The following is a 25,228-nucleotide window of genomic DNA, read 5'->3' on the forward strand; positions in this document are numbered from 1 at the left end:
CGGCGCAAGCGCCTACAGACGAAAGACAAAAGAGGGGCGCAAAATCCCCTATTTAGTCTTCCAGGAAATACTGCACGCTGGTGACCACGCGGACTTTCTTGATATGCGGCGTATTTTCGTCGCGGTCCTCGATAGAAAACTGCCCCTGGGTCGCCGTCTTGATTTTTCCGAGCTTGCTTTCGGAATCCGAAGCGAACTTTTGCGCCGCCATACGGGCATTCTTGTTCGCCTCGTCAATCATTTCGGGCTTGACCGCGTTTAGGCCGTTGAAACTATAGACCTTGCGGTAGCGGAAATCGTCACCGTAAAAAGCGACACCCTGTTTAAGGAGTTCGCCCTGCTTTTCCATGATTCCGCGGACACGGTCCACGTTCTTGGAGGCGACCGTCAACACGACCGTGGCCACGTAACGGAACGGACGCTTTTCGTTGCTGTAGAGTTCCCCCTGCGCATCCACGATATCGGGCGCGGACCTGGTGATTTCGGATTCATCGACTCCGTTTTCGCGCAGGAACTTTTCAAGAGCAGCGTTTTTCGTCTGTACCGCATCGTGAATGACAGAGAGATCGTTGCCGACTTCCTTGTACACGATAGGCCAGATGACGAAATCAGCCTTGACTTCTCGCTCCGAAAGCCCCTTGACCGACACGACGCGGTCGCGATCCTTGGTATGCATCATGGCGCAATACAGGAACGCCCCGAGCCCAAGAATGGCGATTGCCAATACGACGGATTCCTTGATTCTAGACATACTTTCTCCTTTCTGTTCGATTTAATTTTAGCTTTTTTTTAAAAGCTACCCCCAATACCCCCACTTGCAATTCCCGTGAAATACGCAGCGGCGGCCTTCGTTCCTGTACGATGCTTCCGCAACAGTCCAGTGAACGTAATTGCTCGCAGATGCGACTTTTCCCGGTTCACCGAAAGGTTCTTCGGATGTTGCCCCAATCCAAACAGAGGGATCTTCGTTTTCTGTCGGCCTCGGGACAGGCCATGCTCCCATGACATCCGAAGCATCATCTACGGCTTCGGCAACGTCAACGTAGACTACTCCAGAAGGTATCCAACGAGGATTGTCAGAGTCCGTCCCGACATCGGTACGGTAGAGGACTGCCGGGGATTCGTTGCCATTGGGTTCGGTGACAGGCGGATAAGCGTAAGCGGCAACGGCGGCAACAAAAGCGATGATATAGATTACGTTTTTCATGATGAACTCCTTTTCTAAAGGTTCAAGTTTCTCTTGTTTACACCCATAATATATTCTTGAAAATTCATAATGTCAAATGCATAATTTTAATGGTTTTAATCAATTGTTTTGATGAATTAGTAGACAGTGGTTAGGGCGAAATCCGCAAGCTGGTTACACAAAAAAAAGATTATTTTCGCAACAATCCTAATCACCAACCACTAAACACTAAACACTATTTTTCTATCTTTACCCTCGCAACAAATACCCGCGCAGCGGAAAGGATTAATCTATGTCGAAACTGACTGATTCTCAGGAATGGAAGGCCCTTGAGGCCCACGCCGAAGTCGCAAAGACCTGGCACATGAAGGAACTCTTCGCAAAGGACCCGGCTCGCGCCGAAAAGTTCAGCGCCGAAGCCTGCGGCCTCTTCCTGGACTACTCCAAGAACATCATCACCGACGAAACCATGGCTAAGCTCCAGGACCTCCTGAAGTCTGCCGGTTTCGAAGACATGCGCCGTAAGTATTTTGCCGGCGAAAAGATTAACACCACCGAAAAGCGCGCCGTGCTCCACACTGCTCTGCGCTACAAGGGCAACGATCCGATTTACGTCGACGGCAAGGATGTGATGCCCGAAGTTCGCGCCGTGCTCAAGCACATGGAAGAATTCACCAAGCTCGTGCGTACCGGCAAGTGGAAGGGCCACACCGGCAAGTCCATCAAGTACGTGGTGAACATCGGTATCGGCGGTTCCGACCTCGGTCCGGTGATGGTGACCGAAGCTTTGAAGCCGTATGCCGACAAGCCGGCTGCTGGCGAATACTCTCCGGAAGTCTACTTCGTTTCTAACATCGACGGCACCCACATGGCCGAAACCCTCAAGAAGGTGAACATCGAAGAAACGCTCTTCATCGTTGCTTCCAAGACCTTCACCACTCTTGAAACCATGACGAACGCCGAAACCGCCAAGGCAGCAGTTCTCAAGGCTTTCAACGGCGACGAAAAGTCCATCGCCAAGCACTTCGTGGCTCTCTCCACCAACACCGAAGCTGTGTCGGCCTTCGGTATCGACACCGCCAACATGTTCGAATTCTGGAACTGGGTGGGTGGCCGTTACTCCCTGTGGTCTGCAATCGGTCTTTCCATTGCTCTCCGCATCGGTTTCGACAACTACATGAAGCTCCACCAGGGCGCCTACGAAATGGATCAGCATTTCAAGACCGCTCCGGCTGACAAGAACCTCCCGGTCATCCTCGCCCTCATCGGCGTTTGGTACAACAACTTCTTCGGCGCTTCCAGCTACGCCATGCTCCCGTACGACCAGTACCTGCACCGCCTTGCCGCCTACTTCCAGCAGGCCGATATGGAATCCAACGGCAAGACCGTTGACCGCGATTCCAAGCGCGTAAACTACCAGACGGGTCCGATCCTCTGGGGCGAACCGGGTACGAACGGCCAGCACGCCTTCTACCAGCTGATCCACCAGGGCACCAAGATGATTCCTTGCGACTTCATCGCCCCGGCCAACAGCCACAACAAGGTCGGCGACCATCACCAGAAGCTCCTCTCCAACTTCTTTGCTCAGCCCGAAGCCTTGATGAACGGCAAGACCCTCGCCCAGGCTCAGGAAGAACTCCGCAAGGACGGCAAGAGCGAAGAAGAAATCGCATTCCTCGCCCCGCACAAGGTGTTCGAAGGCAACAAGCCGACCAACTCCATCATGATGGACTACGTTTCTCCGGAAACGCTCGGCGCCCTCATCGCCATGTACGAACACAAGATCTTCACCCAGGGCGTTATCTGGAACATCAACAGCTACGACCAGTGGGGTGTTGAACTCGGTAAGCAGCTCGCCAAGAAGATCCTTCCGGAACTTGCAAAGGCTGACGCCGAACTCAACCACGACAGCTCTACCAACGGTCTCATCCGCTGGTTCAAGGCTCACCAGAAGTAATAGCCCCTATCGCCTAACGGCTCCAGGGTGACATAAAAGGCCGCGACTTAAAAGTCGCGGCTTTTTTATTTGTTCCGCGCATCTATTCATCAAAAATTTTGATTAAATTGATGAAAATTATACATTTGACAATATAGATTCGCGAGGGTATATTATAGACGTAAAGGAAAAAGAAAACAAGTTAAACAAAAGGAGTTAACCATGAAAAAGTATATCGCAGCCCTCGCAGCACTCGCCACCGTAGTAGCATTCGCAGCGGATACAACCAGCGATGCCCCAGCCAAAAAGGCCAAAGGCTGGACACATTTTGCAAGTGTAGGCTACACCGCACCCGTTAGCGAATACAAAGTCGACGGAAAGGACATCTGGCTTGCAAGCGGCGGGCTGAACCTCGCCTACATGGGAATCGGCAAGAGCGGTTTTGCCGTGAAAGCGGACATGAGCGCGGGCGCCACCTACACGGACAACATCCGCCTCAAAAAGGACGATGACGGCATCGTTGGGTCCTACGTTGCCGGCGAACTCGGACTGGGCTACGGATTCCTGGACACGCCGAAATGGACCGTGGCCGCATTCGCGATGGTCGGATTTGAAGTCGGAGCATTTGAAGGCGACGAAGATACCTACGAACACCCTGAACTGGGCAAGTCCGACTGGACTCACTCCGAAACCGTGGGCGCGCTCACACTGGGTGGAGACTTGATGGTCCGTAGGGCCGTTGGCAACCACTTGGGTGTATTCGCGAGCGTTGGCGGCCGCTGGGTGCCTGCCGCAGCACGACTGGTGACCGACACATACGACAACGACGATTACAGCCGCACTGACACCGCCAAGTCGAAAAAAAGCAAGGACGGTTTCAGCGTCGTGCCCACCGTGGGCGCCATGTGGAGGTTCTAACCTAAACAGATTTGCGGTGCTTGTCGCGCCAGGCGAAGAAATTCGCGAGCACCGTTCCGCTGATGGAATGGTAGGCACAGCTCAAGGCGCAAGGCACCATGCAAAGCACAGACTCGGGATTCTTCGCCACGTTTTCGGGATTGGCAAAGAAAGCCATGGCAAGCACCGTTGCCATACCGGCATTCTGCACTCCGACCTCGATGGCGATGGTCCTTTTTTTTGCTGTATTGAACTTGAAGAGCTTACCCACGCCGTAGCCAAGCACATAGCCGAGCGCATTGTGGCAGAACACCACTGCAAGTACCAGGAAAATCAGGCCAAGACCGTTCGCAAACAGTTGCGGACGCACCGTCACGACGACGCCACCCACAATCATCATGAGGCCAATCACGCTCACCGCGGGCATATTCGCCTGAATTTCCTTGAACACGGCGCGCTTGCCAAGGAAATAGTTGCAGAGGAACCCGATCGTGATCGGCGCAATCGTTACATAAAGAATGTTCAGGAACATTCCCTTCGCATTCACGTCGATGCTCGTATCGGCGAGCCACAGCACAAGCAGCGGAGTCATGATCGGAGCAAGGAGCGTACTGACCATCGTCATGCTCACGGAGTACGTGACATCGCCACGGGCCAAGAAGCTCATGACGTTGCTCGAAACACCGCCCGGGCAGCACCCCACCAGGATGATGCCCACGGCAAGGTAAGGGTCAAGCCCGAAAACCTTCGTGAGGCCGAACGCGACAAACGGCATGATCGTGTACTGCGCAACCGCACCGAGCAAAATGTGAAGCGGTTGCTTCATCAGGTTACGAACATCGTCCGTAGAAATGGTGAGGCCCATACTCAGCATGATGACGCCGAGAATGATGGAAGAAACATTCCCGTGAACCCAGCTGAAAGCGATGGGCACGAAGAATGCGACTATTGCGCTTGCGATAACAAAGGGGGAAGCGTAGTTAGAAAGCAGACGGCAAAAAGCCTTGATTACTTTAAACATGCTACCAATATAGCAATTCACTCCAGAATTTGAAATACACTAGTTTTCAAGTTCCTAGTCTTGATTGACGATTTCAATTCCCGTATCACGTTCGATGACTGTCTCGCAGGCCGCCTTGAAGGTTTCGGGAGTCGCGATGATGGTCACGGTCTTCTTCGCACGGGTGATTCCCGTGTAGAGAATCTGGTTGTTCAAAAGCGGGTGCCCTTTCTGTTTTGGTAGGAACATCGTTACATGGTTGTATTCGGAACCCTGCGACTTGTGGATTGTAATCGCGAAGGCGCTCTCCACTGCATCGGCGGGCAAAAGGGCGAGGGGATACGCCACAAAGTTACGTTCTTCTGCGCCCGTCTTGCCGTTCGGCTTTTTGAGCATAATATAGGGGACCGAATCCTTGAACAGGACAATTCCCGTATCGCCATTGTATAGGCGATACATCGCCTGGTTTTTCGTCAGAATCAGAAGCTGACCTTCGAAATACTGAGAATTGGATTTGGGTTTCTTTTGGGAAGACTGTTCCTTACAAGGAGGATCCTTGATCAGGTTGCCGATAGTTTCGTTGATTTGTTCAACGCCTATGGCACCACGACGTTCCGCCGCCAAGATGCGTTTTTCTAAGGTCTTGTTCCAAACCGCATTACACAGGTCTTTCAGTTCATCAGAAGGATTCTCGAGCGCTTCGGGGTCAATCTTTGCCGCCATCCCGGGCAGTTTATCGAAATCTCCAATCCAGCCCTCAAGAAACTTCGAGACATTCTCCTGTTCTTCTTTCTTTGTGGGAGTTTTTTCCAGTTCCTTGCCGGATTTGTCCTTTGATTTTTGGGGAAGCGTGTAATAATAAACGGCGTCCTCCGATTTTTTTTCATCGGTCTTTTTTCCCGAAAAAACAGGGTGCAACTCAAAAGTGACGTTGGGAGCCGAGATGTTTGGATCCTCTGCACAAGCCTTGATTGCCTTTGCAAGAACACCAATATTTGAATCGTCCGTATAGCGCACGGATTTGGTAAGCTTGGCAGTGAAATTCGTCCTAGAGGCGGATTCCAGAATGTTTCCCAACACGGCGCCTGCATCCACAGAAGGCAACTGATACGGGTCGCCCAGAATAAAGAGACGGGTGACCAAATCGCCGTTATCTTGACTTGGAATAGCTTGCAGCAGAGACGAGAACAGGTTCACGTCGATCATGCTCGCTTCGTCGATTACAAAGATTGACTTTTCGGGGAACTGGTTCTCGGCGTTGTAGGAAAAACCGTTGTCGGATCTGGAATACTTGAGCAGACGGTGAATTGTCATGCCTTCGAGATCCTTCAGCTTTGCATAAATCAGAGACTCTTTCAAGTCTTCATTTACATCATCGTTCAATCCTTTTTTCAGACTTTCAGACATACGGTCTGCGGCCTTGCCGCTCGGAGCAGCCAGGTAGATGGTGTACTCGCTGAGAGCCTTTGCTTGTTCCTTTAGAATCTCTTCGGAATTCAGGCCTTCGGTTTTAACATCTTTAACAATGTTCTCCAACACATGCCACAAGATATAAAGCACGACAGTTGTCTTGCCAGTGCCGGGACCACCTGTAATAATCAGATTCTCGTTCTGCCCGCGACGAACGACTTCTTCCTGTTCGGGGAATAGAGATATGTCACTGATAGGTTTGAATTCCTCCGGATCCGTTCCCTTCTTTCCGAAAATACGGGCCATTGCGTCCTGAATTTCGCCTTTAGCCTTAAAGTGCTTCGCCATGTATAGGAACTGACAATGATACGGTTTGTCGTCAACCTTGGTGACGCCTTCTGCCTTCAGAAGGGGCGCATTATTGCCAATGATTTCCGAAAAATCGTTGCTATTCAAATCCGCGATGCCACTCTCGATAATTTCATTAAACGATTTTTCCAATTCGACAAAGTCAAAAGATTCCTCTTGACTTTTCTTTAATATCTTGAGGGCATCCCACTTTTTATTCCACTTTTCCTTGAACAATTTTGCATCAAGCGGGACGCGGGTGTTGCCGTCATCCCACAGCGAAAAGCAGAGGCAAAGGAACTTTTGCGTCGTTTCTGAAACAGAAGATTCCCCTTCAGATTTGCCTGATTTTATTTCAAGCAACAAGTGCAACAGGTGCCTATCCAATTCGGCAATGCCGCGCATTTCCTTCAGGTCGTTTATAAAAGAATCAATCTTGTTAAAGTTCATCATATTTCGATTCTCCTTCTTATTTTTTGCCCTGCGTCATCAGATCTTTAACGTTCTCATAGGCGGCTTCAAGGGTCTTGTAATCTTTCCAAGTTTGGGCGTAGATACCCTTGCCGGTTTTTCCATCAGTTCCGCGCAAGAAAGCATAGTAGATTCCGCCGAAATGCTTGTCGAAGATGTCTTTTTCCGACATGCCTTTGCAGAATGCGAAATTTTTAAGCCACTTGATTAAGCAGTAGCTGTAGAGCACGCGTTGCACGGAGTATTCCTCGTCGACCTTTTTCTTGACGCTGTCAGGATTATAGTCGTCAAGGAAGTCTGATTTCCAGTCCAGAATCGAATAACGCTTATTGTCGCCTTCGCCACGCACGAACAAGAGGTCTATAAAGCCCTTGCACACGCGATGCAGTGTCACAAACGCTTCGGAGTTTTCGTCCTCGACATCGGCGTTCAAGCCGAACTGCACTTCGGGCTTGTGAGCATTTTTATCCAGTTCTACCAATCGGAATGGAGGCGCCGATTCGGCAAATTTACCACCCGCAATAACGGGGAGCGTTGCATGCAGCGTGTTATAAAGATAACGGAGCGTGATATCCATCCATTCTTCTTCGTGAGTTGCAAGCGGAAGCGATTCTGCACCGAATTCTTCCTTGATGATGTTCTTCAGCTTTGCTGGAACATTTTTCTGCCATTTTTCAAATGGGGTATCGAGATCGCCAAAGTTTTCAAATTCAGATTTTTCCAACGTATTGTGCAACACGTTACCGATCTTTGCACCGCGGGGATATTTTTCTTCGGCTTGAGAGAGTTGCTCGGGTTCGCACAGTTCGGTGTCGGCAGCATTGCCTAAAACGACATCGGGGTCAATTTTCTTTTGTTCCTTTTTCGCCTCTTCCGAAGACACCTGAGGAGCGTCATCGGAATCGAACCGATGCAGTTCCTGAGTTTCAATTTCATTCTCTTCCGTTTTATTTTCTGAACCGGGCTTGGCAACGCGCGATGCAAGCGACGAGTACGAATACTGCAGAATCGCCTTGCCGGGAAGCGTTGACTGGAGGGTGGACATTTGATCAATAGCTGATTCTTTTGTACCTAGACTTATTTTACCATTAATCTCTCTCTGTTTTTTCAATATGTTATTAATCAAAACTTCCTTTAAATCATTTGGTTTAAAGTCTTCTACAGAGGGCAAAATTTCATAATACGGGATTCCCGTTTCACCAACGTATTTATCACGACAGGTGTTTTTGAAATTTTCAATAGAGTTCTGTAAAAATTGATACTCTGGATACTTTAAACAACCATTTTTGTCTACTTCAATCCATTTTTTATATTGAGGCAAAATCAAAACAGACGAGGCTCTTGTAAAATCTACATAGAACAAACGCTTCCATTCTTCTAGTTCTTCAGCCTTTCTTTTTGCTTTTGCAGAATCACCAAATCCAATATAAATGTTGTCTTTGTTATGGAACAACGACGGTTCAACAGGGTCCTGGTAATGATGCTTAAACCCTGCCGTCGAAATCACCACCGGGAACTCAAGACCCTTAGACGCATGGATTGTCATCAACTGAACAGCATCAAAATCCGATGCTTGCTCAACCAAATCTCCATTTTCGTCATCGGCGGATTCCTCATAGCGAGCAAGGCCATCTAAATGTCGAACTAAATCTTCTAAGGAGCACTTGTGGTTATACAAGTAATCTATCGCATAATTGCCAATCTGACGCAAGCGAGCCAGGCTCTGTAATCTGGAGACATCCATCAAACGTTTTTCAATTTCAGAATCCTTATACACCCGTTCCATCATTTCCGCATAACGATGCTTTAACGCAAGCATGCGCCATTCGTAGATTCTTATACGATACTTATTATCGGGCCTATCAAAAACATCACTTTCAATGTAACGAAGTTTGTCAAGCCCATCAACATCAAAATGGAAGAAATCTGTGATAAGAGCTTCGCTCAAAAGCCGACGGTTCCAATAAGAGAAGTCGGGGGCACACAATGCATTGAATATCGCCACCCACTCTTTACATTCGCGACTTTTAAAAAGAGAATTTTCCTTATAATGCGTATACGGAATGCCTGCACGACGCATTGCATCTTTGAAAAATTCCATTTCTGGGCGAGATTTTGCAAGAATTGCAAAGTCTTTAAAAGACACATTTTTCAATTTATCCGTATGCCCAGGCTTACCAAAATCTTTATCAAATACCTGGAGTTTCGTTTTTTCGCCTTCAAACGCGCACCAATTTACAATTTGCGTTACGACGTTTTCTGCGAAAGATTGAGGTTCGCATTTTTCATTTATCCAGATTGACGGGATAACTTCGCCTAAAACCTTGGGTGGTTCTTTTTGCAAATCTTCTGCTGGCGGCAAAGACGACTTGAATTCAATTTTTTGTCCAGTTCCTTCTGGCGCAGAAAAATATTCGCCACCAAAAAGAATATTGCACCCTTCAATAATTCCATTTGTAGATCTATAATTGTTTTCTAGCAGTCTACCTTCGCCAATTTTCGTGATTGCCTGTTGGTAAACATTAACATCGGCTCCTTGGAAACTATAGATTGATTGTTTCGGATCTCCCACAACAAAAATGGAATGATCTGCGGCTTCTTGGAAAACCGATTTGAATACATCCCACTGCAACTGGTTTGTATCCTGGAATTCATCGATAATGGCGAACAAATACTGCGCGCGGAGTTTTTCTTTCAGGGATGATCCAGCTGACATGACTTCCTTATGCACGGAAAGAATCATATCATTATAAGACTGTAGTTTCTTTTCTGCCTTATCCTTTTGCCAAGCCTCAAAGAGTTCTCGCGTCGCATTGATTAAGAACTCATAGTGTTTCGAAGTATTTTCGCAAAAATCCTTGATCTGCTTCTGGAGATCTTTTAATTCGTAAAGTCTTGCAAAAACATATTTCAAGGATTTGCCAAAAGCATCTTCTGGGACTTCTATTAATTTTTTACCAATTTTTCCTTGCGTAAAAGGGTTTGCACCCGTACTTTTCCAAGATTTTACGGCCTTTAGTAGATTCGGCAGCGAAAAAGGCTGCACATCTAGAACTCCTCTACTTTCAAATTCAGCCCTGTATGAATCCACTCCACTATGTTCCAAAACATCTAAACATTTTGCAAATGTTTTAAATTGGAGTAAATGTTCACTTTTTACTTCATCTTTCATCGTTTGAGCGACATCCAAACTGATTGAATCATCGGCCCACACGAATTCGCCTATATCCAATTTCACAATGTCCAGATTATCAGGTCCCTTGCCTTTATACATGTCAACTGATTTTTTTAATTTTTTCTTTAATCTGTTGACAAAAGTATTCGCATCCTCTTCAGCGCTCAAAAGAACCTGATATTCAGGATTTTGAGGCCACACATCACGCACAAACCGATCAATCAAATCTTCAATTTTAGAATCATCAACCACACCTACATCAAAGGGTCTACCCGCATCATACGCATATTCCTTCAATGTTTTTTGGCAGAAAGAATGTATCGTAAAAATAGCGGCGTTATCCACATCTTGATACGCCTTACGGAAATAGCCCAATTGTTCTTCGGTCAACCGGTCTTCACCATTATCAATCAAGCCCTTTTCTAAGACTTCATCAATTTTCTTGCGAATACGGTCTTTTAGTTCACCTGCCGCTTTTTCCGTGTAGGTGACGATTAGAATTTTCTTTAGCGGAGTTCCTTCGGATATAAGCCTTGCAACCATCAACTGAATGGTATAAGTTTTGCCCGTTCCAGCAGAAGCTTCAATAAAAAGGTTCTGATAAGGCTTTCTAAAATCTTTAAATTCAAACGCTTTCATATATCCTCTCTATTATGCCCTGGGCTTGTTACTAGGAGCCATTTCGGCCATTTTTTTAACAGACTGTTTCCATTCTTCCAAGAAGGTCTCTGCTTCAAAGCCAACATCCTGAACAGGATCAAATAAATCCTTCTTCTCAAAGTTCGCCCAAGGGCCGTTGATGAGTTGATCTCGAAATTCATAAATCAACCCCTTAGAATTTCTCGGGGGATTTTCTATTTCTTCCTTGAAACTATTAAGCATTTCATAAGGAACGGCCTTACCAAAGACCTTTCCTTTTTCACCGACAAACGCCATCCTATAAATGTCACATAGCATTTTGCGAGCATTTTCTGGCGTTGTCGAAACGGTCGCCTTCTTGGGTTTCTTAGCCTTTGAACAATAAAAATCAACCTTAATTGTTTTTTCTGCTTCGTCATCCTTTAAAGCAATCAAAGCCAAAGACTTGACATATGCAGACAACCAACGTTCACTACGAACAGAATCAGAGGTTGTGATTTCAATAAATTCATCAACCTTTTTAAGTTCCTTATTATTGCACCAGTCAAGAGAGCCCGTCAGTACCCAACGCACTCCATCCGTTTCAAACGAGAGATTTTGAATTTTCTCGCCATAGCTCCAATTTTCTTTTATAGAATTCACAAGATCCGGAGTTTTTTCTATTTGCTCCAAAAGCGATTTTCTTTCATTTTCCAAAAATTCCCATTGTTTTTTTTCATAGTTGCCATCTGGCATTTTCCCTATTCTTTTTAGATCACTCTTAACATCGCTCTCTTTTTCATCCTTCGAAAGAGCTTCTACAAGCATTTTTTTCAACACAATGCTTGAATCTAATGCATCAAAGCTTATTGGTTCAAATAATTCCTTTTCAACATTTTCTTCATCATCGCTTTTCAACATTTGATTCACTCGGAACTGGAATGGATCAAACAAGAATTTTGACAACTGCGAAAAGGACACTCGTTCAGGAGGCTTTGGAAGTTTGCCTTTTAAAGAAGAAGCTTCCGTTTTCACCGAGCAACCGTCCACTTCATTTAGCGGGCTCTCCCCAATCATTGCAGAATACGCTTCCTTATTCCGCAAACTCTTCTGCGTCCAAAGATCAGTATAATCTCGATTTTCATCAAGGGAAATCGTTTCTTCTTTCCACTTGAGCGATTTTCCGTTAGCGTCTTTTTCCGCAACGGCTTCAATAAACTTGCGCAAGTCGTTTACCACCGAAGACGGGTAAAGTTCAGCATCTTTCTTGATGTCTTTATTCACGTAGCTCAAATGGAAGCTTTCGCTTGTGCTCATGAGCTGGCAAAGGAAAGCGTAGCGGTTCTTCGCTATCGGAGAATCGTCGCCGGGCCATGGGTAGCAGGACTTACGCAGGTCAAGCGTATTGCGCTGCTTTGCACCGGGGAAACTTGCCGCATCGGCACCGATAAAGAACAGGTGCTTTACGGGAATTGTCCTGTTCGGTACGAACTTCATAAAGGTGACTCCGTTCACGAACAGGTTACCACAGCTATACTCCGTACCCTGTGCGGCAAGCAACAAACTCTGCTTGACGATGTTCATCGAAATTTTAGAAGCATTTGCGGAGAACTGGCAGTAAAGCTGTTCCAGCGCCTCGGCAACACGCTTGTGCACAATGTCTTCGCTCTTCAGGGACTTGGGCGTATTCTGCATTCCGATCCATTCATCCAAGAGCGCAGATAGCTCGCCCAATTGTTCGCGATCGATTTTCTTGCGGAAGTCGCTTTCCGTCTCGGATTTCTCGGATTCATCGCAGCCGAATTCTATCCAGCGTTCAAGGGATTCAATACATTCCACAAACCGGCAAAGCGAGGCCTTGTCCGAGCAGGCCATATCCGCGTAAGGTCTATATTCATTACCACCAAACGAGACATCGTCAGTCGTCATCTGCGCAAGGAGCAGACGCTTTACCACCTTGTCCCAGTCATCCTTCTTAACCAACTCATCCGCATCATTCTTCGTATCGCGTGTGCGGTAGGTATTCGTTTCGGCGACCCATTCCTGCCAGGCATCAATTTCTTCGTTTCTGATGCCGCGAGCAGTTTGTACCACGGGATTGCGAACCAATGCGAAAAAGTCCGGACGCGTAATGCTCTTCTGCGCGAGAATTGAGAATAGATTGCTTAGCGCATTTTCTGTAAGCGAAGCCTTGGCAGGTGAATCGACAATCGCAAAACGTACGTGCAAGAAGCCATTTTCATTCTTGGAATCTTTTACGGGAGTCTGGTCAAAAACCATGTTGATTGCCGTGCGGTATTCATCCAGGCAAGGCGACACCACAAGGACGTCTTCGACTCGTGCACCACCATTCAACAGTTCGCATATTCGAGTATGCAGATTTTCAATTTCGCGGATTTTTGTAGGTGCGGCAGTCACATCGAGAGATTTATCGGACAAATCGCCTTCAGTCACGTCACTCAGTTTTTGGCGATGAGCGATGGAATACTGAACCTTGTGCAAGAGAGTATCTTGCTCTATTTCGGCTTCCTGACCGGACTCATCGACATTTCCCTTAAAATCAAAATCGTAATCCGACGCTATACACCAAAGCTTGATGTTGTCACGACCCGAGCGGCCCCAACTAGCAAGCAAGTCGTTTTCCTGGTTCAACGAATCGGCACATTCGGGGATATCATCAATATCCGTTTCAAACTTTCCTGCGGTCAACTGGGCAGGATCACGCACCTGCATGCGTTCCTGAATTTGGTCGATATTTCCTGTTTCGGATTTCCAATTGCCTTTAGATACATTCCATCGGCGGCAAACAGAGTCTTTTTCAAGCTTTGTATCTTCCCAGAATTCCATACACGGGTTCTGAATGTAGGCATACACATCGTACTGGGCGGCAAACTTCTGCAAGATGACACGGTAGAATTGACCCATCCCCGAAAGCCCGAAAATAAACACCGGGAGAGGAGCACCATCACCACCCTTAGGCAATTTGTCCAAATTAAAATCGCCTTCGTTGCACGCCTTGAACAAATACGGAATTGTATTGTACTCCCTTTTTTCGCCTGTACGTCCGGCCTCTTTTTCAAAAACTTGCGTAAGCAGAGACTTGTTATTTGCTTGTGTATGGAATATGGCGGAATAAAGCTTGCGTTGCCATTTCTCGCGAAGTTCCAAAGACTCCTTGGTTTCGGTAAAGAAGAGTCCATCTTTTTCACTTACGTCCTGTTTCCACTTGTCCAGAAAGCCATCTTTTCCACCAACAAAACCCTTCGGTCGACTCGTTTCGTAGTCCAGGAACATTGAAGCCATTTTCGATGCAAAGTCGAAAAGATGGTTATAGTCAAGCTTGCCGTCTACTTCCAAGTAACGGGTCACTTCGTCGTCGCCTTCGCTGCAGAGAGTCTTGTAGTTGTTGTCCTTTTCCAAATACGCAAGGATGACGTTCGTGAGCATTTCTGCCGTCAATTTTTTCTTGGAATCATCTTTTCCCACCAGGATATCGAACAGGAACCTGTCAATGGTACTCTTGTTCAAGTTGGCGAGAACGCCCTTCTTTTTCATCCAGCGCAGGCGGAACCATTGTTCAAGTTTCGGGTCCGGGAATATCACGACCGGCGCATTGAACGGATCCTTCCATTCTTTAGAGACAGCTTCAATCATCTCGTCAGCGAGATGTTCCAGATTCAGGGCAAATTTCAAGTGTAGCATAGCAAGAATATAGTTACTCGTTAATCGTTTTTACATTTATTATCGTTCAAAAATGGCGTTTTGTCAAAAATTAGGTGTAAATCCCCTCTTGCGCGTAAAATGCAGGGGAATGTTTTTCGTAGAATTGTCCGCAATCTTTATGATGGCAAGTTCCGCCTTGTCGCAGTCTTCATCGCGGTGGGTGCGCGTGTAGGCGCGGTCAAGCAGCCACACGGCATCGGCCTCTTGCGTAACGCCAGGGACTTCGATAAAGTCGGACAGCTGGGGACGTTCCTGTTCGGCAGAGTTTTTTCGGCTTAGCGGGCAGAGAAGTAGAATCGAAATATGTAATTCCATGGCAAGATTTTTAAGCGTCCAGATCGCCATCCTTAGGGATTCTGTCCTGTTTACACTAGATCGAACTTTCAGCAAATGCAGGTAATCGATTATTAGAACATCCAGTACCTTAAGTTGTTTGTAAAGTCTCGCTTTTTGCGCAAGTTCAGTAAGACTCATATCAGCAGCGTCTTCTATTCGTAAATGCGAATGGATCATTTCACCCACCGCGGTCACAAGCATTTGGGTCTCGGTTTTATCAAGGGAATCCACGCGAATTTTACAGTAGTCCACATTCGCCCGCTGGCAAAGGAGTTGTTCGCCACGTTGCACACCGCTATTGTCTAGGTTGAAATAAACGACGCCCTTGCCGTCATCCAACGCTACGTTTTCCGCAACGTTCAGCGCAAACGTTTTCATTCCAATTCCCGGTCGCGCCGCAAGAACCGTCAACTCCCCTCGGCGAAAGCGACTTGACCAGTCCGCCTTTCCCTTGTAGAAGTTTTCCATTTCGGCCTGTAGTTTTTTCAGTTGCCCGATTTTTTGCGGCAGGAACTTTTCGAGGCATTTCTTTTGTTTCACAAAAATTTTGTGGATAGCCGATTCAAGAGAAAGGGGCTCCATCAGCAGAGCCGCACACTGTGCATCGCCAGACTGTTCGTCAAGTTGCTTTTGCGCATACTCGTCAAATTCATGCCAAATGCTGGGTTTCGGGAACCATTCCGCAATGCTCGTGAGCGCAAACTTATGCGTATCCTGCAACATTCCGCGTTTTTTCGCAGCGTTTTCTACGCCGTCTTTATCAAGAACCGCGACAATCGTCCGCATCGTTTCGTAAGCGTGGATAGTCCGCGTCATTTTGTCAAGCGCAACCGCCTTGGCAGTGGAATTTTCGTCAATGCCTTCAGCAGGCGGAAATTCTTTTTCTGCAGGGGCATACGCCGGATCGAAATCACCACAGTCGTCTTCAAAAACCAAATCTAACGAATCGCATAAATAGCCATGAAATTCGCGTACGTAATTGTAGTAGCGGAAGGCTACGGCCATTTCCTTTTCGGCCAGTGCCTCGAAACTGTCTGTCATCTTGTCTTCGAACATAAAGAGCTCCTTTTTTCCTATAAATATATTTTGCACATACGACAATTAGAGACGCATTCGATGCAGGAACTATTCGCCTTTGGGGATGTATGTGACTCGGTTCCGTTTCAGTTCCTTGATCCATTTGCTGTTGGCGTCATAGGCGGACTTGCCGCATAGCACCCACAGAACATCGATGGGGCGTTTGGTATTGAACTTTGGCGGTGGAGCGTAACCGTCGCTAAAGTAGATGAGGCCGTCATATTCAGGGTGTGCGCAGTAGTAGTCGGCGGCAGGCTGAAAACTTGTACCGCCGCGACCCATGACTTTCACCGTTTTGCATACTTTTTTTAACGGTTCTGGTTCGCCTTGAATTTTAGCATCGAACTGCAAAACATCCAATTTCTCAATGCCGTATTTGAAAAGTCGGTTAATCACCGAGAAAAAGAAGGATAGACTTTTGTCGGTCACGGAACCGCTCACATCAACTGCAATCAGCAAGTTCGTCGAAAGTTCGTAGCGGCTACCCATGGCATCAAAACCGAAACGACGATTCGGGCGCATACGCGTAAGGCGACGCTTACTTGAAATGACCGAAGTCTTGAACAGGCTCAACATTTTGCGGTAATCCATGTCGACTTTCAGGCTCGCCTTGATAATACTCTGCAATTTACCCGAAATGGAGCCCCACTTGTTACCCGCTTCGGCAACTTCGATAAATCCATTTATGTCACAACAGGACTCTTCATCTTCGTTCCAAAGTTCTGAAATCTGCGAATCTCGTACATCCTGCGCATTCGACTTTGTTTGAGCATCGCGAGAGACGCCGCCATTATTCTCGCCACCTTTGCCATCGGCGGCGCATTCTCCTAGCTCGCCGACGCAGCCTTCGCCAGCATCACCCTCACTATAAGAGTCATGCTCGCCCAAAGCCCCGCCCATCGGCACCGACATTTCCTTGAGCAGAGCGTAATACTCCTCGAAACACAGCCCGCTAGGCAAATCTAGCTCCGCGCCGTTCATTTGAGCCTTTACATCTCGCGACACCTCATATACATCAGCAATCGTGACATTGCTCGCTCGCGTCAGTAACGATTTCACAGCAAAAGGAGGCTGCCGCTGATACGGGTGCTTGAGCAAAATGCGCAACATCTCCACTTTCAGAAATTCCGTCAGCGCCGCATCCGTTACATTCGCCAAAATTTCGGGAACGAATTCAACCTTCCTGTTTCCTGTTCGCATTGGCACGGTCAGCGACTCATTCTCGCGGAATTCGTGACTGCAAAACACCGCAAACAACAGCGGTTCCGTCAGGAACCACCGTTCACCAATTTTTCTAATCCGCTCTATAACGCTCATATTGTAACCGATTATTCCATTTTTACATAATTCAAGTAGAGATTGCCGCGTCGCTACGCTCTAGAGTCGGTTCGGCATGCTCACCGACCTTAAATTGACTTGACAAACGCCGTAATTTTCTGGTACAATTCAGGACAATGCATAATCACAAATGACATCGTCGATGGATACAGCGAAGAGGAATATTGGCTTACAAAATGCGCCTGCGCCTCGCGGAACTTTTCACCCGAAAGGAATTCAAAATAAGCGGCAAAGTTTTTCGTGACCTTCGCGGCATCCTTTTCGTCATAGCCCTTCGTCTCAATAAAGCGGAAAATCGATTCGTTTACGGCGGCAAGCTCCGGCGTTATACACTTTTTAAGCGCTGTCTTCTGTTTCGCGAAATCGCCAAGCAGAATTTCCTTCGCGCTAGGCAAGTGTTTCTGATTAATTACCGCAAAGAACTTGGAAGCGGCAGGCATCCCGACAATGCCTGCAATCACCGTTTTCAGAAGCGGAGTCACCTCGTTCTTCTGCAGCACCTTCGACATGCGTTCCCATCCGCGGCGGTCGGGAGACTTTTCGAGTCCCTGGTCCTCGCGAGTAAAGGCGGCCCCGTCAAGCATTTCCGGGTTTTCAGAGATAAAATCGATTACGCGGCTATCCAATCCCGCCTTCGACGCCCACAGCAGCCATTCCTGCACGGTGGGCTTGAATTCGTAGATATTGAAGCGACTCACGAGAGCAGGATCCAAATCGGTCAGCTGGTATTCTTCGCCATCGTTCACCGCGCTAATCACACGCGAGCCTTCGGGCAACTTACGGCCCGCAAGCATACGGTTCAACGTCAAATCCATAATGGTCTGCAACACCTCGGGACGGGCGCGGTTCAGTTCATCCAAGAACAGCACCACAGGCTTGCCGTCGGTCGGAAACCAGTATGGCGGCATAAACAGAGTTTTTCCTGTCGTCTCGTCAAGTCGCGGAAGCCCAATCAGGTCGCCGGGATCGCTCATCTGCCCCAAAAACAGAATCACCACGCGTTCGCCGCGAGCCGTAAAGAACTTTTCCAGAATCTGCGATTTGCCGATTCCGTGTTTGCCCGTGAGCATAATGTTCTGCGATGCAGGAGTTGCAGCCAACAAACTTTCCAGTTCCCGCGCATTAATTTTTACCGACATAACCACCTCTAATTTTTCAAAAATTCCTTTGTCATCGAAATGTCCACGGGGAACGGCATCGTTTCAAGCATACGTTCAATGTTTTTGAGCATCTCGAGCATAATGGGGATTCGCTTTGCAAAATTTTTATCGTTCAGCGAAATTTCTACCATCCGTTTCTGGGCCAATTCGACCCGAAGCAAGAAATATTTTCCCCTATCCGCCAAATCCCATTCGTAACCCAATTGCGACATCATCTGGGCAACGCATGTTTTCAGGCTCAACCTCGCCATTTCCTTAAGCTTGGCGTTCTTCTCAAATTCGATTTTCTTCTTTTCGAGCGCAACAAGATGCGCAGGAAAATTGTTGACGAAATCCTCTATGTTTTTCATAGTCCGCGATAAGTCGCAGGTGTCGACCTGATGAGAGAAAGGGGCGACGCCATCGGTGTTAAAATGCACATAATACAGCGAAGACGCCAGAACAAATTCAACAGATGCCCCCGCATCTAGCGAAAAGACAATCCTGATTCCGCTTATTTTGTCGCCCGGCTGGACAATTTTCCCTTTCCCCGACCGCAATATATTGCAATTGCAATCTGGATGTCTCGTTTTCATGTCGTTATACATGCCAAGGACCTCCCCCTCGGAAGGCGCACACCCTCGCTCTCCGGGAACAAGAATCCCGCGCACCAGTTTTTCCCAGTACTTGCGGGCCTCCTGTTCAAAAGTTTGCTTTTTAAAAAACATACAGTCCTTCCTTTTTCACTCTATAATATAGCATTCACTTGCGACAAATAACGACGCAAACAGCATCGACGCTAAGAACGACAAATAATGTCATTTACTGCCTTTCCTGATACTCCCGCAGTTTCAATTCCGAAATCATCTTTTCCAGGCTGCAGAGTTCGTTCACCTTGCCGAAAACCCCCGAAGTAAAAGCCTGCGAGACCGCAGCTTCTTCGCTGTCGAGGGCATTCCGCACTTGCCGAACATAGTCACCAAAGGGTCTGCTCCGGATTCCGTGAATTTCGTTCTTGCAATGCGGACAAACGGCTCCGGCGACACTCATTCCCGTAAGCGGCGAACCACCGAAGGAGCGAATGTAGGCGGTATTCCCGCAACTGCAATCCACCTTGTACGTCGCCATATCCCAAATGCCGAGAAGCGCACCCAGCGTGATATTGACCGTAACAGGAACCCCCGCGGCACAGAATTTCCTTCGCATCGCAATCGGGCCGATGTAGGCACCTCCACCACGCAACGCATAATGCGCATCGATCTTTGCATACCGAGGCGTATTCATGATTTCGTCACGGTGTCGCATGATCAAGTCGAGATTGTCAAACAGCAACTTGCGCTTACGCTCGTCGCGTTCCTTGTTTATCTCAAAAATCTTTTGCGATTCCATATTGTCGAGGGATTCGTCTTCGCCCTCGATGTACGCCTTCGCATCCATACGCCTGCTAAACAGCGCAAAACCTTCCTGTATCTTTACAGCCATAATTAGACCTCCGTTTTTAAGCCTTTATTGCCTCTTCGAGTTCCTTCTGCCAAAATTCCTGCAGCAGAGTCTCGATATTGCAGACTTCACCGTCGCCCTTGAAATCACTCGCAATCTTCGGGTCTAGCCAATTACCCTCGGCAACCTTCTTCTGGTATTCCACTTCGGCAACGGTCCACTTGGCGATAAGATTCTTCACCACCATTTCGATATCCTCGTTCAGCTTTCCCGCCGCAAAGAAGTGGTACTTGCCGAAACTACGGTTCTTGACATGGATTTCCGCCTTGCACTTGGGGCATATCGCCGATGCGTTCGACCCGCCCGAAAGCGGGGACCCGACAAAGCGCCGAATAACAGCAGTCTCCCCGCACCGGCACGCGACGCGGAACTGGCCTGTTTCCCAGATTTTGAGCAAGGTACCCAGCTTGAGATTGAACGTGATAAGCGTCCCCGCGATGTTGATCCGCCTTGAGGTGCAGAGCCTGCCGACATAGCAGCCGCCGCCCTCCAGCAGGTAATGGGCATCAATGTTCGCATAGCGGGGCGTCGCGATGATTTCATCCTTATGCCTCATGATGAGGTCAAGGTTCTCGTAGAACAGGTTGTACTTGCGTTCGAACCGCTTTTCCTGGACATCGAGGAGTGCCTCCTGGTCCTTCTTTTCTTGTTTCTGGATTTCTCCGACAAGGAGCAAGCCTGCCTTCTGGCGCTTGCAGAACTGCGCAAACCCTTCTCTAATGATTTGGGACATAAAAATCTCCTTTTTTGCCTTTTTTACCACCATTTTGACGAAAAATGCCGCTTTTTACCACTTTTCGTCTCCTCTGGCGACCTTGTTTATGCATACATATCAATATGCGCATAAATATTATCGGAAGACAAGGAGATTTTGTAAAAGGATTGTCAAAAAAATTTTGACAATCCTATTCTATTTTGTGAAACAGCCGTTTTTTTGTAGGTTTTCGATAGATTACTTTTTGTACCACTTGGGGAGTTTGCCCAGTTTTTTCAATGCGGATTTTTCGAACATATCGTCCATCCACGTATCACTAGACACGTTCCACTTGCTTATATTGCCGCTAAATTTGGATCTGAAGAACATACTTCTCATATCCTTGACTTTGGACACGTTCCACTTGCTAATGTCCCCGTCAAATTGAGAATCCATGAACATGTGTATCATTCTCGTCACGTTGGAAACATTCCACTTACTGATGTTGCCATTGAATTTAGAATTCTCGAACATGGCATACATGTCCTCGACTTTAGATACATTCCACTTGCTGATGTCGCCGTTGAATTTTGCGCTGTAGAACATATAAGGCATTTTTGTTACGTTGGACACGTTCCATTCGCTGATATCACCCTTGAATTCCGATTGGGCGAACATGCCAGTCATATCCGTTACCTTGGATACATTCCATTTACTGATATCACCCTTGAATCGTGACCCCCTGAACATGCGATACATGTTGGTCACATTAGATACGTCCCACTTACTGATGTCACCATTAAAGGAATCTAAAATTCTGCTATCATTCCTTCTGTCATTAGCAGCAAACAATTCTGACATATCAGTCACCTTAGAAACATCAATGTCGTTCAGATCGCAATCATAGCCTCTGGACTTAATTCGCGATTTGATTAGACTTTGCAGATGTTGTTTGTCCTTGGCAACAGTCATTTTTTGGGGTGCAGAAGCGACTTTATCCTTTGCAGGACTCTTAGAACTTGAGGAAGCCGTTTTTGTCTTTTTCTTTTTGCTACTCGGCTTACCAAAGCTGTAAGCAGAATTTTTAAACATATCTGTTGTCATGACCCTAGGATGCAAAGTCCAATTGCTAATGTCATGATTAAATTGAGAATTCTGGAACATCCCCTTCATGAACAATACATTAGACACATCCCATTCGCTGATATCGCCATTGAATTGAGAGCCACTAAACATGTACGCCATATCTTTAACTTTTGAAACGTTCCATTTGCTGATGTCACCATTAAAAGCTCCTGAAAGTCGCATTTCATCGAACAAGGTTGACATATCTTTCACTTGGGACACATCAATAAAATTCAGATCACATTCAAAGCCATATTTTTTTATAGCCTCTTCAACGAGAACCCTGAGATGATCCCCATTTTGAGCAACGACCTTTGCGGGAGCCTTGCGTGTTCTTTTCGCATTAGCACTTTTAGCAGTAGCTTTAAGCGCTTTGGTTAGCGCACTTTTTGGCACTGTTACAACCTTTGGCATTTTGGCTTTCTTTTCCATGGGAACTTTCTCCTATATATATTCACCTCTAAAAAAACATCATTTTTGAGAAAAAATCACAAGAAAGCACGTTTTGGGGAATAATATCCGCATGTACATAGAGCGGTTACTCTAGAAACATTGCCATATAGTACGGCAGTGTAACCATCAACTTCACGGCAGATCGATATGATTCTATTTACTTCTTTTCCAGCATCGCAATAATGCTGTGATACGCCAGCGAACATTCGATCTGCATAATGGTGGTAATCTTGTTGCCAGCATCTTTTGAAGACGCACCACAATGGAACAATTTTTCGCCAGCCAGCCCATAATCCAAGAAAATGTAGCGGTCGTGGAATTTGCCATTTGTCTCGTTTATGACTAGTTTCACATCGGGACGCACCGCAAGAAAATCCTTCCGCATCTGTTCCGTCAGCGTTTCAAAACCGCGTCCATCGCTGAAAATCTTTACGGAAACATCCTTGGCAATTTCACGCAACAGGTCCAGCGTCTTTACACCCACATAGTCATCAATAATCATAATGGACTTCTTCGCCATGCCGTAAATCTGCGTATACGCGATATCCGCTTCCAACTTACGGCCATTCAGAATCAAAAAATGCTTGTAAGTCGATGGATCAATGAAATTGTCCATGACCGTCTGGAGATCCGCATTCATCTTGCTGAATTCACCCCGCATCTCATGAACTTCGCCAGAAAGCGCCTTGACATCCGAGGATACAGCGGAGATATCCCTTGTGTTTTGGGCAGTCGCCAAAGAAAGACCAACTAACTCGTTAGAACCAAGAAGATTTCTGTTTGATGCGAGAAAATGCCGCATTTCAACAAAAGCATCCATAATCTGAAGAGAAACACGAACTGCAGTTTCACTTCGAAGAACTGAAGCCAACATAGCGCCCCCTTGTTCTGCAAACGCAAAAGGCAACTTCTTGATATGTAGTCCGCGCTTATTACCGCTTTCGTTTAAAGTCACAATTTGTGACTTTAAAGAATCTGGCATTTCGTCACGATTTAGCTGAAAACAATTCCTTTCAGGAAATCGTTCCAAATTCCTTTTTACCGCCTGGTTCAGGACCTTCGTTTCTACCCCATAGAGCATTGCCAAATCGCGATCAAGCATAACCTGCTTACCGCGGATAATATATATCCGTGACTTGAGCAGATTTTCGTCTATCAGGGGAAAATCAGACTTCGCCGAAGCAGAAACTTCGCTAACAGCAGCCTTTTCGGCGGTCGCAACAACTTTTTTCATCATTCAAGCAAGCAATGGAAAATAACTCGTACCCCACACCATGGAAAGTTTCCTTACAAGACAAAAAGTATTACTTGTTTAATGCAAAAAGCGACTGGTCCGGCATAAATTATTTTGGACTCAAGCCCGACATTGTCGTACGCTCTAGTGACCGCACCGTAATACTTGATACGAAATGGAAATCCCTAGATTCCAACAAGCCAAATTACGGGATATCCCAATCGGATATGTACCAGATGTATGGATACGCGCATGAATACCATACACCGGAAATATTCCTCCTATATCCATTAAATGCCGAAATGAAAAACCGGGGCGCAATAGAATTTTACGGTTCCAATAGAAACCTGATTGACGGCAAACAAATTCACATTAAGGTTTTCTTTGTGGATTTGGAAACAATTCTTTCAAAATCAACTATGGTTCAGCCCAATTGGCTTAACCAGCTGGTTAAAAAAATTAACGCCTTTACTTAGTTGAAATTTTAAAAACGACAAATAAAATTATTCGCCGTAGTTATCCAGCAGGTATTTCGCATAGTCCTTAAGACTATTACGTAAAGAGACGGGCTTTATGACGCGGGCGGAATCCGTAAAAGAAACAATCCAGTTGAACAGGAGTTGATTCACTTCGGCTTTCAATTTCACCGTAACTTTTCCGTTCTTCGGCTTGCCAATTTTCATAGAACGGTTAAACGGGTTTTCTTCGAGATAGAGAATTGTCCGACTTTTGAACTCAATCTCTATATCTTCAAGTTTCGGTTCCTGACTCCCCATAAATGCAGCTCCGGACACCACCTGCCTGCGGAGCTTGTCAAGAACCTTTGGATCTTCGACAAACGGTTCTTTCGAAAGCTTGACGTTCTTGATTCGGCGGAACTTGAGCGTATAGGTATCGCCGTCCTGCCGTTGACAGCCTACATAAAGGTCGTCTTCGTAGATGATGATCATTAGCGGAATTCGAACCGATTGTCTTTCGCCTTCTTCCGTTTTGTAGGTCACATCGATTTTACGATGTTCGTGAATGGCCTGCAAAATAATCCGGATTTTTTCGCTGGAGTCTTCTTCAAAATCCGGAGGAGCACCCATAAAAAGAATTTTGGTATTCAACGCTTTGCCGAGTATTTGGAGCGATTTTTGCTCGCTGTGCGGCAAGCTCTTTTCAATGCGCTCTAAGAGTTGCGAAACGATTTCGCTAGTGGCCGGATAGATATTCGCGATGCGTTTCAGGAACACGAAATGCAACATCGTATTTTCGAAGTTCGGGAACAGCAATCTTTCTGCATTGTGAAGCGCCGAGGTATAGTATGCCGTGCGCCCCACCGTTTCTACGGCGATGTAGCGTCCGCCATCCATCTCCGAGAGGAAACGCATATCACGTTGAACATTGCGACGTTCGCCTTCGGGAATCTCAAACGATGTCATCAAGTCGCTAACAGTAAATTTCTTGTCGGGGCTTGAAATCACCTTCGCAAAGAGTTGCACCGTCCTTTCGCCACGAGTCATATCTGCCATATTTTCTCCTGGATTTGTTTTCCACTAAATATATATAAAATATGACAAATAGCG

Annotated in this window: 18 protein-coding genes; 3 read left to right on the plus strand and 15 right to left on the minus strand. The window is 46.7% G+C overall.

What is annotated here, in order from left to right:
- Positions 1-52: 52 nt before the first annotated feature.
- Together Q0W37_RS02010 and Q0W37_RS02015 are read right to left on the minus strand one after the other, a co-directional pair.
- Positions 53-751 (minus strand): SIMPL domain-containing protein, encoded by a 699-nt coding sequence (locus Q0W37_RS02010; protein WP_297698273.1) that lies wholly within the window; start codon positions 749-751, stop codon positions 53-55.
- A 45-nt stretch (positions 752-796) separates the two neighbouring features.
- Positions 797-1,207, minus strand: a complete 411-nt coding sequence (locus tag Q0W37_RS02015; protein WP_297698275.1) for a hypothetical protein — start codon at positions 1,205-1,207, stop codon at positions 797-799.
- 271 nt (positions 1,208-1,478) lie between these two features.
- On the opposite strand from Q0W37_RS02015, the gene pgi reads away from it, so the two are divergent.
- Entirely contained in the window at positions 1,479-3,143 is a 1,665-nt protein-coding gene (gene pgi, locus Q0W37_RS02020; RefSeq protein ID WP_297698277.1) for a glucose-6-phosphate isomerase, read from the plus strand.
- 201 nt (positions 3,144-3,344) lie between these two features.
- Positions 3,345-4,040: a hypothetical protein gene (locus tag Q0W37_RS02025; protein ID WP_297698279.1), complete on the plus strand. Its 696-nt coding sequence runs from the start codon at positions 3,345-3,347 to the stop codon at positions 4,038-4,040.
- A 1-nt stretch (position 4,041) separates the two neighbouring features.
- Here Q0W37_RS02025 and Q0W37_RS02030 read toward each other — a convergent pair whose 3' ends face one another.
- The 12 genes from Q0W37_RS02030 to Q0W37_RS02085 all read right to left on the minus strand — a co-directional run bounded on the left by Q0W37_RS02030 (position 4,042) and on the right by Q0W37_RS02085 (position 23,663).
- On the minus strand, positions 4,042-5,040 hold the full coding sequence (locus Q0W37_RS02030; RefSeq protein ID WP_297698280.1) for a bile acid:sodium symporter family protein: 999 nt from the start codon (positions 5,038-5,040) through the stop codon (positions 4,042-4,044).
- 54 nt (positions 5,041-5,094) lie between these two features.
- The gene (locus Q0W37_RS02035; RefSeq protein ID WP_297698282.1) at positions 5,095-7,230 is read right to left on the minus strand and encodes an AAA family ATPase; all 2,136 of its coding nucleotides are present in this window, start codon (positions 7,228-7,230) and stop codon (positions 5,095-5,097) included.
- Between the two features lie 16 nt (positions 7,231-7,246).
- Positions 7,247-11,062, minus strand: a complete 3,816-nt coding sequence (locus tag Q0W37_RS02040) for a UvrD-helicase domain-containing protein (protein ID WP_297698284.1) — start codon at positions 11,060-11,062, stop codon at positions 7,247-7,249.
- A gap of 12 nt (positions 11,063-11,074) precedes the next feature.
- Positions 11,075-14,743 (minus strand): exodeoxyribonuclease V subunit gamma, encoded by a 3,669-nt coding sequence (locus Q0W37_RS02045; RefSeq protein WP_297698286.1) that lies wholly within the window; start codon positions 14,741-14,743, stop codon positions 11,075-11,077.
- 63 nt (positions 14,744-14,806) lie between these two features.
- On the minus strand, positions 14,807-16,156 hold the full coding sequence (locus tag Q0W37_RS02050; protein ID WP_297698288.1) for a DnaB-like helicase C-terminal domain-containing protein: 1,350 nt from the start codon (positions 16,154-16,156) through the stop codon (positions 14,807-14,809).
- Positions 16,157-16,225: 69 nt separating this feature from the next.
- A complete protein-coding gene (locus Q0W37_RS02055) occupies positions 16,226-17,494 on the minus strand; it encodes a VWA-like domain-containing protein (RefSeq protein ID WP_297698290.1) in 1,269 nt (422 codons plus the stop codon).
- An 89-nt stretch (positions 17,495-17,583) separates the two neighbouring features.
- A complete protein-coding gene (locus tag Q0W37_RS02060; protein ID WP_297698292.1) occupies positions 17,584-18,654 on the minus strand; it encodes an AAA family ATPase in 1,071 nt (356 codons plus the stop codon).
- Between the two features lie 8 nt (positions 18,655-18,662).
- Positions 18,663-19,382 carry a hypothetical protein gene (locus Q0W37_RS02065; RefSeq protein ID WP_297698294.1) on the minus strand — a complete coding sequence of 240 codons (720 nt, stop codon included), beginning with the start codon at positions 19,380-19,382 and terminating at the stop codon, positions 18,663-18,665.
- Between the two features lie 94 nt (positions 19,383-19,476).
- On the minus strand, positions 19,477-20,136 hold the full coding sequence (locus Q0W37_RS02070) for a hypothetical protein (protein ID WP_297698296.1): 660 nt from the start codon (positions 20,134-20,136) through the stop codon (positions 19,477-19,479).
- A gap of 16 nt (positions 20,137-20,152) precedes the next feature.
- Positions 20,153-20,887 (minus strand): hypothetical protein, encoded by a 735-nt coding sequence (locus Q0W37_RS02075; protein WP_297698298.1) that lies wholly within the window; start codon positions 20,885-20,887, stop codon positions 20,153-20,155.
- Positions 20,888-21,106: 219 nt separating this feature from the next.
- Positions 21,107-22,405, minus strand: a complete 1,299-nt coding sequence (locus Q0W37_RS02080) for a BspA family leucine-rich repeat surface protein (RefSeq protein WP_367186221.1) — start codon at positions 22,403-22,405, stop codon at positions 21,107-21,109.
- A 178-nt stretch (positions 22,406-22,583) separates the two neighbouring features.
- On the minus strand, positions 22,584-23,663 hold the full coding sequence (locus tag Q0W37_RS02085; protein WP_297698300.1) for an ORF6N domain-containing protein: 1,080 nt from the start codon (positions 23,661-23,663) through the stop codon (positions 22,584-22,586).
- Positions 23,664-23,674: 11 nt separating this feature from the next.
- Between Q0W37_RS02085 and Q0W37_RS02090 the strand changes: the two genes are divergently transcribed.
- Positions 23,675-24,136, plus strand: coding sequence for a hypothetical protein (locus Q0W37_RS02090; RefSeq protein ID WP_297698302.1), 462 nt, complete (start codon positions 23,675-23,677; stop codon positions 24,134-24,136).
- A 27-nt stretch (positions 24,137-24,163) separates the two neighbouring features.
- On the opposite strand, the gene Q0W37_RS02095 is transcribed toward Q0W37_RS02090, so the two are convergent.
- Positions 24,164-25,174 (minus strand): WYL domain-containing protein, encoded by a 1,011-nt coding sequence (locus tag Q0W37_RS02095; RefSeq protein WP_297698304.1) that lies wholly within the window; start codon positions 25,172-25,174, stop codon positions 24,164-24,166.
- Between the last annotated feature and the right edge of the window lie 54 nt (positions 25,175-25,228).

Origin of the sequence: uncultured Fibrobacter sp., from assembly GCF_947166265.1 — a bacterium.
GTDB lineage: Bacteria > Fibrobacterota > Fibrobacteria > Fibrobacterales > Fibrobacteraceae > Fibrobacter.